The following is a 12,102-nucleotide window of genomic DNA, read 5'->3' on the forward strand; positions in this document are numbered from 1 at the left end:
GGGGGGCGCAAGTCCCTTGGTTTCTCAGAGAGTTGGCGGCAGCGCCTGTTCCGCCCAGATGGTCTTTCCCGTGCCCGTCGGGCGGGTGCCCCAGCGGTCGGTGAGCTGGGCGACCAGGAGGAGGCCGCGTCCGCCCTCGTCGAAGGTGCGGGCCCGGCGCAGATGCGGTGAGGTGCTGCTGGCGTCGGAGACCTCGCAGATGAGGGTGCGGTCGCGGATCAGCCGGAGCTGGATGGGTTCGCCGCCGTACCGGATGGCGTTGGTGACCAGCTCGCTGACCACCAGCTCCGTGACGAACGCGGCCTCGTCGATGCCCCAGCGGGTCAGCTGGTCGGTGACGTGTTTGCGGGCGGTGGCGACCACGGCCGGGTCGGCGGGCAGATCCCAGACCGCGACCTGTTCGGCGTCCAGGGCACGGGTCCGGGCGACCAGCAGGGCGACGTCGTCACCCGGTGTCTCCGGGAGCAGCGAGTCGAGCACCGTGTCGCAGACCTCCTCCAGACTGCCGGCCGGGGCCCCAAGTGCCGTGCACAGAGCGGCTGTTCCGGTGTCCAGGTCGAGATCGCGGGCCTCGACGAGCCCGTCCGTGTAGAGGGCGAGCACGGCTCCCTCGGGCAGCTCCAGCTCGGTCGCCTCGAACGGCAGCCCGCCGACGCCGAGCATGGGACCGGCGCTCACCTCGATCACCTCGACCCGGCCGTCGGGGTACAGGACGACCGGCGGCGGATGTCCGGCGGCGGCGAGCGTGCAGCGCCGGGACACCGGGTCGTAGACCGCGTACAGACAGGTCGCGCCGATCTCGCCGGCCTCGCCGCTCTCGTCGGTCCCGAGATGGCCGACCAAGTCGTCGAGGTGGGTGAGCAGCTCGTCGGGCGGCAGATCGACGTCCGCCAGCGTCCAGACCGCCGTACGGAGCCTGCCCATCGTCACCGAGGCGTGCAGGCCGTGGCCGACGACGTCTCCGACGACCAGGGCCACCCGGGTCCCGGACAGCGGGATCACGTCGAACCAGTCGCCGCCGACGCCCGCCTGGGACAGCGCGGGCAGATAGCGGGAGGCGAACTCGACGGCCGCCTGGCCGGCCATGGTCTGGGGCAGGAGGCTGCGCTGGAGGGCGAGGGCCGTGGTGCGTTCGCGGGTGTAGCGGCGGGCGTTGTCGACGCACACGGCCGCGCGGCTGGCCAGTTCCCGGGCCAGCGAGACGTCGTCCTCGTCGAAGACGTCGGGTTTCTCGGGGGTCAGCAGCCGTACGAAGACGGCCACGCCCAGCGTCGTACCTCGTGCGGTCAGCGGTACGGCCATCAGGGCTAGGTCATAAGGGTCTGCACTGGTGCGCAGTTTCGCGGAGCGGGCCGTGTGCCGTCCGAACCACCGGTCGAGGTCCGGGTCGCCGGTGCGGGCGAGGACGGGCAGGCCGGTGGCGAGTGCGCGGGCGGGCGGCGAGTACGGCGGGTAGACGTCCGCCGCGCCGAGGCCGATCGCGGCCTCCGGCACCCCGGCCGTGAGCGAGTGGTGGGCGACCCGGCGCATCTCGACGTCTGCGTCCACCGGCCCGACCGCCGGTTCGTCGCCCTGGAGCACCGAGTCCAGCAGGTCCACGCTGGCGAAGTCGGCGAGCCGGGGCACCACCAGTTCGGCGAGTTCCCGGGCCGTCTGGGCAACGTCGAGCCGGGTGCCGATGCCCGCGGCGGCCTCGTTCAGCATGGCCAGCCGCTGCCGCGCCCAGTGCTGCTCGCTGCTGTCGAACCCGGCGAGCGCGACACCGAGGAGTTCACCGGCCGGATCGCGCAGCGGCCACATCTCGAAGTTCCAGGCGTGCATGCGCCTGCCCGAGGGCGACCGCGTCCAGCTCTCGTAGTGGACCGGCCGTCCGGTCTCGGCGACGATCTCCAGATGGCGCAGGAAGCCCCGGCTGTGCTCGGCGTCCTCGACGGTGTCGGGGAAGTACCGGTGCAGGAACGCGGCCTCGGGCTGCCCCATGATCGCGCAGGCCACGTCGTTCATCCGCAGATACCGCTGCTCGCTGTCGAACACGGACATCGACACGGAGGCCTGCCGGAACGCCAGCTCGCCCAGCTCCCGCCCCGCCTCACCGGGCGACGCCGTGACGACGTACGCCCGCCGCTCCCCCCGTACCGGACACAGCCGGAGCGCCAACTCCAGACGCCGCCCGTCCCGGTGCCGTACGGCGACGACGGCGGCGCCCGACGCGCGCAGCTCCCGCCAGGCCGCACCCGGATCGCCGATCACCAGGTCCGCCGCCGGGCGGCCGGTGACCTCGGCGGCGGTGTACCCGGTGAGCCGGCGGGCGCCCTCGCTCCAGGCAGTGAGGGTGCCGTGCGCGTCGATCACCGCCAGGGCGTCACCGGACGGGACCACTCGCTCTTCCTCGCGCGGCCCAGTAGCCATATGTCCCAGGATGGGGGCATTGGCGACAGGCAACAACCCGGTCAGTCGCCCCTGAGCAGGTGCGCGGGCACGGTCGCGGCCAGAATCCGGTACCCCTCGGGGTTCAGATGCAGCCAGTCCCCGTCGTGGAGGTCCGCGCGCAGCCGTCGCGGGTCGGCCGGATCGCGTACGGCCCGGTCGAAGTCGACGACGGCGTCGAAGGCGCCCCCGGTGCGGATCCAGTCGTTCACGGCCTGCCGGGTCGTCTCGCGCAGGCCGGCCGGGTCGTCGTACGGCGTGCTGCCGCCGAAGGGCGTCAGGGTGGCGCCGTAGACGCGGATGCCCTGGGCGTGCGCGCGGACGGCGATCTGCCGGTAGGCGGCGATGAGGTCGTCGGTGACGCGCTGCTGGGCGGCCGGGGTGGCCTCGGCGGTGCCGATGTCGTTGACGCCCTCGAAGACGATGAGCCAGGAGACCCCGCTGTGGGCCAGGATGTCCCGGTCGAACCGGGCGAGGGCGTTGGGCCCGAGGCCGTCGTTGAGGACCCGGTTGCCGCCCGCGGCCTGGTTGAGCACGGCGATCCGGTCGCCGCCCGGAAGGCCCCTGAGCCGGTCCAGGAGCTGGTCGGGCCAGCGGTTGTTGCCGTTGGTCGTGGAGCCCCGGCCGTCGGACAGCGAGTCGCCCAGCACGGCGACGGCCCGTGTGTCCGGCCGGGAGAGCACCTCGACGTCGCTGAGCAGGTACCAGTGGTTGACGGGGGTGGCCCCGGGCAGATCCTGCTCGGCCGTGCCGTCGCCGTTGCGCAGGTACGAGGTGGTGCGTGAGCCCGGGTGCGAGGTGAGCGCGAGCGAGGCCTGGCCGGCTGCCAGGTACGTCGTCACGGTCAGGTTGGTCGCGGGGCGCAGCGCGAAGTCCAGCGGGTCGGAGACGACCTGGGCCCCGGCGGGGACGGTGGTGGACCGGCGTCCGGAGAACGTCACCTCGCGCAGGGTGCCGGGTTCGACGGCGCTGACCCCGGCCTGCCCGTTCAGCGGGAGGGCCACCGTCACGGCGGTCAGCGGCAGCGGGGTGGTACCGAAGGCGTTGGAGAAGCGCAGCCTGATGCGTCCGCCGCCGGTGGAGACGCGCACGGTCTGGCGCAGGGTGGTGTCGACGAGGACGGCCCGCTCCCCGGTGAAGGGCGCGGGCGGCATGTTGCCGGGCTCGGTGAGTTGCGGCATCGACGTCCAGGTGTTGACCCACTTCGGGGCGGACCGGCCCGGGTCGGCGACCGTCGGCTGCGGGCTTCTGACGAGGGCGATCACGGCGGAGGACGCCACGGCGAGGGCCAGCACGAACACGCAGGTGGCGACCAGGTAGGCGAGCGCTGCTTTTCCGGACGGCCGCTGGGGGCGGGGCGACTTCACGGGCCGGGTGCCTTCCTCTGTAGAGACGCCCTGTCGGACGTACGGACGTCTTGTCGGATCGATCGCTTCGGGCGGGACGACCGGGTGCGCGCTCGTGGCACGCACCCGGCAGCTCGGGCTCAACCGGCCGTGCAGGCCGTGCCGTTGAGCGTGAAACCGGACGGTGCGGCGCTGTTGCCGGTGTGGCTCGCCTGGTAGCCGATGCCGACGCTCGCGCCGGGCGCGATGGCCGCGTTGTAGGTGGCGTTGGTGGCGGTCACCGTGCCTGAGGCCGGTGCGTAGGTGGCGCTCCAGCCGGAGGTGATGGTCTGGCCGGAGGGCAGGGTGAAGCCCAGCGTCCAGCCGTTCACCGCCGTCGTGCTGTTGTTGGTGATCGTCACGTTCGCGGTCAGCCCGGTGTTCCAGGCGTTGACCGTGACGGCCACCTTGCAGGGGCCGGCCGGGGGTTGGGGCACGGTGCCGCCGCTGTCCAGGCCGAAGAAGGTGATCACGCGGGCGGCCATGCCGGTGGTGATCAGGTTGTGGCCGACGCCTTGCAGGCTGATGGCCTCTACGGGTGCCCTGTCACCGGTGGCGCCGTAGCGGGTGCGGGTCCAGCCGGACTGGGGCGAGTCGGTCGCGGTCGGTGTCTGGGTGAGCCCCTGCACATTGGTCCACTGTTTGATCTCCTCCCCGAAGTTGGGGTAGCGCAGGGTGTCGTCCTCGGTGCCGTGCCAGAGCTGCATGCGTGGCCGGGCCCCGGTGTAGCCCGGGTAGGCGTTGCGCACCAGGTTGCCCCACTCCTGCGGGGTATGGATCACTGTCCCCTGGGCGCACTCGCTGTTCCATTCCGAGCCATTGGTCGTGGCGAAGCAGCCGAACGGGACGCCCGCGAAGGCCGATCCGGCCGCGAACACGTCCGGGTAGTCGCCGAGCAGGACGTTGGTCATCATCGCGCCGGAGGAGACTCCGGTCGCGAAGACCCTGCTGGCGTCGGCGTTGTAGGTCCGGGTGACGTAGTCGACCATCGATTTGATGCCCACCGGGTCACTGCCGCCGCCCCGGGTCAGCGCCTGCGGCGAGGAGACGTCGAAGCACTTGCTGGCTCGGGTGACGGACGGGTAGATCACGATGAAGCCGTAGCGGTCGGCCAGCGAGGCGTACTCGGTGTTGGAGTAGAACACCGGCCCGGAGCCGGTGCACCAGTGGACGGCCACCAGGACCGCCGGGCGCGTGGTGACGGTGTCCGGGACGTACACGTACATCTGCAGGTTGCTGGGGTTGGTCCCGAAGTTGGTCACCTCGGTGAGCGTGGCGGCGGCCTCGACGGGCGCCGCCATACGGGCCGTCGCCGGGGACGCGGTGAGCAACGTCGCCGCGAGTAACGGCAGCAGGCCTCCGAGAAGTGCGACGAGCACCGAACGCAGCGGTGTTCTCGCGGTGTTGCCGACGGTGGTGGACACGTCCTTGCCCCTTCCAGATCACGGCTCGTGGGGTACGCGTGGCGGAAGTCGAAGTCCCGCTTTGCGGGGCAGCCCAGCCGCATCGTGGCATGAGCATGGCCACCATGGAAGCGCTCCCACACGTCGAAAACATTCGCTGACCAGCAGTTGCGGTGCCGACCGGCACACATCGCGCGCAAAGCGTTGACCAGAAAGCGCTTACCCCCTACCTTCCGTTCATCGATGTGACCCATCGAAGTCGATCCGCATTCGACGAAACGATCTCGAAGCGGCCTTGAAGCGCTTACCTCCAGGGGCAGTGCACCCCTTGGAGGCGCATCACGCCACACAACATGGTGAACAGAATTCATGGATCTGATCGCCCCCACGATCAGTCAGCCCTCGTGAAGGGACGCACCCGCATGCGTACAGGCCCCCCACGTACACAGACGCAAAGATCCGCGGCGGTGGCGGCCGTGGCCACCGCTCTCGCGGCCGTCACCGTTCTGGCCGTCCCCCAGTCGGCCGGGGCGGCCGAGAGCACCCCCATCGGATTCGGCGCCGGAACGACCGGCGGCGGCAGCGCCACCCCGGTCACCGTGTCGACGCTCGCCGCCTTCACGACGGCCGTCACAGGCAACACGGCCAAGGTCGTGCGGGTGAACGGTCTGATCACGCTGAGCGGTCAGGTCGACATCGGCTCCAACACCACGGTCCTGGGCGTCGGTTCGTCCTCCGGGTTCACCGGCGGCGGTCTGAGGATCAAGGAGGAGACGAACGTCGTCGTCCGCAACCTCAACATCAGCAAGCCGCTCGCGCCCTCCGACGGGGTGACCGTCCAGGAGTCCACGAAGGTGTGGATCGACCACAACTCCTTCTCCGCGGACCGCACTCACGACAAGGACTACTACGACGGTCTGCTGGACATCAACCACGGTTCCGACAACGTGACGGTGTCCTGGAACACCTTCAAGGACCACTTCAAGGGCTCGCTCGTCGGCCACAGCGACAACAACGCGTCCGAGGACACCGGTCACCTGAAGGTGACGTACCACCACAACCACTTCAGCAACGTCTACTCGCGCATCCCCAGCCTGCGGTTCGGCACCGGCCACTTCTACGACAACTACGTCGAGGGCGCCGAGACCGCCGTGCACTCCCGGATGGGCGCACAGATGCTCGTCGAGAACAACGTCTTCCGTACGACGCAGGTCGCGGTCACCACGAACCGCAGCAGTGACGTCGACGGATACGCCAACCTGCGCGGCAACGACCTCGGCGGAGCCGCCACGGAGGTCTCGCAGGTGGGCACCTTCACCACCGCTCCGTACAGCTACACCGCGGAGCCGGCCTCGACCGTCGTCGCCTCGGTGACCTCGGGTGCGGGCGCCGGAAAGCTCTGACAGCTCCGCCGACCGCGTCAACTCCCCACACAGCACGACCGACTGGAAGAAGGCATCGGGACATGACTTCTACGGCACCTCCACGCGCGCGCGGGCGCGCACTGACCGGCACCCTGGCCACTCTCGGCCTTTCACTTGGCATGATCATGACTAATGGAGCGTTCTCCCCGGCGAGCGCCGCGACCTGGCCGACCGCCAGCGGCAGCCAGGGTGTCTCCGCCACCATCCCGATCTCCGGCACCAAGGACTACGGGATGCTGCGCCTCTACGGCACCGGCGACCTCGGTTCCGGCAGCCAGGACGAGGACCAGGGGCCGATCCTCGAACTGGCGGCGGGCGCCGTCCTCAAGAACGTCATCATCGGCGCCCCGGCCGCCGACGGCATCCACTGCAAGGGCAGCTGCACGCTGCAGAACGTGTGGTGGGAGGACGTCGGCGAGGACGCCGCCACCTTCCGGGGCAGCTCGTCGTCGAACGTCTACACCGTCTCCGGCGGCGGCGCTCGGGCGGCCAGCGACAAGGTGTTCCAGTTCAACGGCGCCGGGACGCTCAACGTCTCCAACTTCGCCGTGCAGAACTTCGGCACCTTCGTCCGCTCCTGCGGCAACTGCTCGACGCAGTACAAGCGGACGATCAACCTCAACGGCATCGAGGCCACCTGGTCGGGCGGCAAGCTCGTCGGCATCAACACCAACTACGGCGACAGCGCGTCCCTGAAGGGCATCACGATCGTCGGGGACTCCAGCAAGAAGATCGTTCCCTGCCAGAAGTACATCGGCAACAACACCGGCAAGGAGCCGACCACCAACGGCTCCAACCCCGACGGCACCTACTGCAAGTACGCGACCAGCGACATCACGTACCGCTGACAGCTCCGAGCCACCCCCCTCCGGCGGCTGTACGAGGCGGCCCGCACCCGCCTCGTACGGCCGCCGTTTCTGTGTCCGAAAAGCCCCCGGATACCGGGCGTCGACCATGCGTTCGTACTCGCTCCCCGGATTCCGCTTGATTGTCAGTGCCGTGGTGCAGACTCCCGATCAGGTGGTACTTCGTCCGGGAGGGGCAGCGTGTTCACGGGGATCGACGATGTCGACTGGGCTTCGATGCGCCATGCGTACGGCAGCGCGGAGGACGTGCCCGGACTGCTGCGGGGGCTGGCCTCGGCGGACCCCGGGGAGCGCGAGTCGGCACTCGACGGGATGTACGGCTCGGTGCACCACCAGGGGGCCGTGTACGACTCGACGCTCGCCTGCGTTCCGTTTCTGCTCGCGCTCGTCGCCCGGGAGGAGGTGCGGGACCGGGGCGGGATCGTGGAGCTGCTGATGAGCATCGGCGAGGCGGGCGGCGCCCGTTCGGCACAGGCCGGTGCGGCGGTCCGGGCCGGTGCCGAGGTCTTCGTCGAGCTGGTCGGGGACCGCGACACCGGGGTGCGGCGGGCGGCACCGACGGCCCTGGTCCGCTTTCTCGACGAACCCGCGCGCGTGCTGGCCGTGTTGCGGCAGCGCATCACGGTGGAACGGAACGACGGCGTCCTGCTCGCCCTGGCGGAGAGCCTCGGCCTGTTCACCCGCCTGCACGACGGGCACGGGACGGAGGCGGTCGGGCAGTTGGTCACGCTGAGCGCCCCGCCCTTCGACCCGGGGCTGCGCCTTGCCGCGCTGGGCCAGCTCGCGCTGACCGGGCCCGAGCATCGCCCCGCCGATCTGGTCCCGACGGTCGTGGCCCTCCTCCGGGAGAGATCGGCACGCCGTACGGGACGGGCACAGTGCTCCGATTTCCTGGCAGAGGACACCCTCACGAGCCACCTCCGCAGGCTGCGCCCCTCTGACGAGGAGGGCTCGCAGCTGCTGCGGACCTTCCATCTCGCCCTGGACGACCGGGTGGACGACCGGATCGCCCTGCTCAACGGGCAGTTGAACAGTCCCGCGCCGACCGACCGGTGCAACGCGGTGTGGATGTCGGCAGGCCTGTTCCGCGAATGGCGCGCCGACTACACGGGACCGGTGGCCCTCATCGGGCGGCAACTCGGCGCCGACGAGGACCGGTTGCGGGAGGCCGCGTCGGCCGTCCTGGAAGAGCTGTACACCCTGGCCGCCCCCGCCGCCGACGACCTGTTCGCCCTCGTCGCGGCACGCCCGGAGGTCCGCATACGCGTGCGGGAGCGGGGCGCGTCCACCGTGGGCAGACCGCTCAACGCCCTGGCCCGCACGGGGGATCCACGGGCGATACCCGTCCTGGCGGAGCTGCTGGGCGACCCCGCCGCACCGGACGGCCTGGGCCACACGGTCGGGCACCTGGGCCGGGCCGCGGCGTCTCTGGCCCCCGCCCTGCGCGACAGGCTCGCAAGCGTCCGTCTGGACCTCCCCGACGCGTACGACCGTGCTGTGCCGCTGCTGTCGGCGCTCGCGGCAGTGGGTGACGGGGGTGCGGCGCCGGAGGTGCTGCGGCTGCTGCGCGGGATACCGACGGGCTCTGGGCTGAACGAGCGTCAGCGGGGGTGGCTGACGGAACGGGCGCTCGAGACCCTGGGCGCTTTCGGAGCCGCCGCGCGTGACTCCGTGCCCGTGCTGCGTGGGCTGCTCGACTCCGCGTACGCGGTGCGGGCGGCCGACGCGCTGTGGTCGGTGGAGGGGGACGTGGACGCCGTACTGCCGGTGCTGCTGCGGGAGTTGACGGGCGAGCAGTGGCGCCGGCGCGCTGCCGCCGCCGAGGTGCTGGCGCGGCTCGGTCCCGCGGGCCGGGCTGCCGTGCCGGGGCTGCTTCGCCTGTGCGAGTCCGAGGAGGTGTGGGAGCGGACGCGGGCGGCGTGCGCGCTGTGGCGGATCACCGGGGACGCCGCTCAGGTCGTCGTCCCGGTACTCCGCTCGGCGTGGACGCGGAACCGGTACACCCGGGGCACGATCGCCGCCTGCCTGCTCGCGATGGGCTCGGCGGCAGCACCCTTACGGGACCTGCCCCGCACGGAACTCACGACGCGCCGCCGACACCGGGCACGTCCGGGCGGCTTCTCCGCCCAGGACGTACTGGAGGACGAACGACTGCTGCGGGCCTGCGAGGAACTGCTGTGAGGCGGCGCCCGGGCCTGCGGGGAGCTGCCCTGAGGCGGCGCCCGGGTCGGCCGGGGCGGGGTGGGTCGCGCAGCCCGGCGCTGTACGGGGTGCCGCTCTCGGTGGGACGGGAGCCGCCCTTAGCGGCACGCATGCCCGCAGCTGGGCGGGTTGGGCGGGAGCCGCCACGATGGGCACCGCCCAACAGCACGTATGCCGGCAGCTAGGCGGGTTGGGCGGGAGCCACCCAACGCACACGTGCCCGCAGCGAGGCGGGTCGACGGGCACCGCGCGTGCCTGCAGCGCGGTGCCTGCGAACTCCGCCCTGCTGGAGCGCCCCTTAGGGGCGCGGGGAACTGCGCGCTCAACCCCCACCGACCCGCAGCCGGACAGCTAGGGACGGACGGGCTTTTGGGGGCGCGAGGAACTGCGCGACGAACCCCCACCCACCCGCAGCCGAACGGATCGGGACAGGCGGGGCCCTTCAGGGGCGCGAGGAACTGCGCGACCAGCCCCCACCCACCCGCAGCCGGATGGTCAGCGTGTGTTCCGCCCCCACATGGGATCGAACCGCTCCCACGCCTCCTCCCACTCCTCCATCCGCCGTCGCTCCAGACGGCCACGCAGAAGACGCCACGCCACGTACGGCACCGTCGCACCGCTCGCGCCCGCCAGGGCACCAACCAGGGCGGCCCGCAGGCGGGCCTCCGACTCGGTGGCCGGCTTCGTCACCAGGCGGCTCTGCGGATCCGTCCAGACCGTCGCCGGGCTGCCCGCCGTGCTGCCCGAGTCGACCCGGGCCTGCCCCGTGTGCGGCGTCCCGTCGGCGGCGGTCCAGCGGACCTTCGCCCACACCTTCTCGCTGCCCACCGTGCCGGGCGCGTCCTCGACGACCAGCGCCGTCACGGCACGCCACTCGGCCCGCTCTCTGGCCAGCCCCTGCTCGACGGAGTGGGTCGCCACCAGGCCGATCAGGACTCCGGTGAGCACGGTGAGGACCCAGGTGGCCAGCACGGCCCACCCCTCCACGGCATCCACGCGACGCCTCAGCGGATTGCGCCGCCAACGCCACAGCCACACCCTCGGACCACGGAATGCCGCCATCGAAGGCATCCTCCTCACGCGCACACGGACATGCCCTGCCGTCCTCCCATACGCGCGATCTCCCGCCACTGCTCAGGGCTCCCCCGAGGTCTCCGTCACATCCCGCCGACAGACCGCTCTGACCTGTACAGACGCCGTCTCCAGAGGTGACTGTCAGTGGTGGGGTGCAGACTGGCCGATGACTGGACAAAGACGTCCCGGAGGTGATCGGAATGACCGAGGTACTGCTCACGGTCGGCACGCGCAAAGGCCTGTTCATCGGGCACCGGCGCGGTGGCACGTGGGAGTTCGACGAGAGCCCTTACTTCAACGCACAGGCCGTGTACTCGGTCGCGATCGACACCCGGCGAGAGACTCCCAGGCTGCTGGTCGGCGGTGACAGCGCCCACTGGGGGCCGTCGGTCTTCCACTCCGACGACCTGGGCCGGTCCTGGACCGAACCGGAGCGGCCCGCCGTGAGGTTCCCCAAGGACACGGGCGCCTCGCTGGAGCGCGTCTGGCAGCTCCACCCGTCCACGGCGGAGGCGGACGTGGTCTACGCGGGCACGGAACCGGCGGCGCTGTACCGCTCCGAGGACCGCGGTGAGTCCTTCGAGCTGGTCCGCCCCCTGTGGGAGCACCCCACCCGCTCCCAGTGGGTACCGGGCGGCGGCGGTGAGGGCCTGCACACGATCATCACCGACCAGCGCGACCCGCGCGCGATGACGGTCGCCGTCTCGACGGCCGGCGTGTTCCGCACGACCGACGGCGGCGCGAGTTGGGCCCCCTCCAACTCCGGCGTCTCCGCGGTGTTCCTGCCGGATCCGAACCCGGAGTTCGGCCAGTGCGTACACAAGATCGCCAAGGACTCGGCCGACCCGGACCGGCTCTACCTCCAGAACCACTGGGGTGTGTACCGGAGCGACGACGCGGGCGGGGAGTGGACGGACATCGGCGCGGGCCTCCCCTCGACGTTCGGTTTCGCGGCGGCGACCCATCCGCACCGCGGCGACACGGCGTACGTCTTCCCCATCACCGCCGACGCGGACCGCGTCCCGGCCGACCGCCGCTGCCGGGTCTTCCGTACGGCGGACGCGGGCCTCAACTGGGAGCCCCTGTCTGCGGGCCTGCCCCAGGAGGACCACTACGGCACGGTGCTGCGCGACGCCCTGTGCACGGACGACGCGGACCCGGCGGGCGTGTACTTCGGCAACCGCAACGGCGAGGTGTACGCGTCGGCGGACGACGGCGACAGCTGGCAGCAGCTGGCGTCCCATCTCCCGGACGTGCTGTGCGTGCGGGCCGCGGTGATCGACTGACACACGGTCACGGAGCGCGGCTCGGGTCCAACTGG

At 71.4% G+C, this 12,102-nt stretch carries 8 protein-coding genes; 4 read left to right on the forward strand and 4 right to left on the reverse strand.

Going from position 1 to position 12,102, the window contains the following annotated elements; genetic code table 11:
• Positions 1-24: 24 nt before the first annotated feature.
• The 3 genes from ACFYXF_RS05910 to ACFYXF_RS05920 all read right to left on the reverse strand — a co-directional run bounded on the left by ACFYXF_RS05910 (position 25) and on the right by ACFYXF_RS05920 (position 5,236).
• On the reverse strand, positions 25-2,409 hold the full coding sequence (locus tag ACFYXF_RS05910; protein WP_389348295.1) for a SpoIIE family protein phosphatase: 2,385 nt from the start codon (positions 2,407-2,409) through the stop codon (positions 25-27).
• A 41-nt stretch (positions 2,410-2,450) separates the two neighbouring features.
• On the reverse strand, positions 2,451-3,794 hold the full coding sequence (locus ACFYXF_RS05915) for an SGNH/GDSL hydrolase family protein (RefSeq protein ID WP_389348296.1): 1,344 nt from the start codon (positions 3,792-3,794) through the stop codon (positions 2,451-2,453).
• Positions 3,795-3,913: 119 nt separating this feature from the next.
• Positions 3,914-5,236: a PHB depolymerase family esterase gene (locus ACFYXF_RS05920; protein WP_389348297.1), complete on the reverse strand. Its 1,323-nt coding sequence runs from the start codon at positions 5,234-5,236 to the stop codon at positions 3,914-3,916.
• 401 nt (positions 5,237-5,637) lie between these two features.
• On the opposite strand from ACFYXF_RS05920, the gene ACFYXF_RS05925 reads away from it, so the two are divergent.
• The 3 genes from ACFYXF_RS05925 (at position 5,638) to ACFYXF_RS05935 (ending at position 9,686) form a co-directional block, all read left to right on the forward strand.
• On the forward strand, positions 5,638-6,618 hold the full coding sequence (locus ACFYXF_RS05925) for a polysaccharide lyase family 1 protein (protein ID WP_389348298.1): 981 nt from the start codon (positions 5,638-5,640) through the stop codon (positions 6,616-6,618).
• Between the two features lie 62 nt (positions 6,619-6,680).
• Positions 6,681-7,487, forward strand: a complete 807-nt coding sequence (locus ACFYXF_RS05930) for a pectate lyase (RefSeq protein ID WP_389348299.1) — start codon at positions 6,681-6,683, stop codon at positions 7,485-7,487.
• 198 nt (positions 7,488-7,685) lie between these two features.
• Entirely contained in the window at positions 7,686-9,686 is a 2,001-nt protein-coding gene (locus ACFYXF_RS05935) for a HEAT repeat domain-containing protein (protein ID WP_389348300.1), read from the forward strand.
• Positions 9,687-10,202: 516 nt separating this feature from the next.
• Here the strand turns inward: ACFYXF_RS05935 and ACFYXF_RS05940 are convergent.
• Positions 10,203-10,769 (reverse strand): hypothetical protein, encoded by a 567-nt coding sequence (locus ACFYXF_RS05940; RefSeq protein ID WP_389348301.1) that lies wholly within the window; start codon positions 10,767-10,769, stop codon positions 10,203-10,205.
• Positions 10,770-10,981: 212 nt separating this feature from the next.
• Between ACFYXF_RS05940 and ACFYXF_RS05945 the strand changes: the two genes are divergently transcribed.
• Entirely contained in the window at positions 10,982-12,067 is a 1,086-nt protein-coding gene (locus ACFYXF_RS05945) for a WD40/YVTN/BNR-like repeat-containing protein (protein WP_389348302.1), read from the forward strand.
• Positions 12,068-12,102 lie beyond the last annotated feature (35 nt).

This window comes from Streptomyces sp. NPDC002680, assembly GCF_042889145.1.
GTDB classification, from domain to species: Bacteria; Actinomycetota; Actinomycetes; order Streptomycetales; family Streptomycetaceae; genus Streptomyces; species Streptomyces adonidis.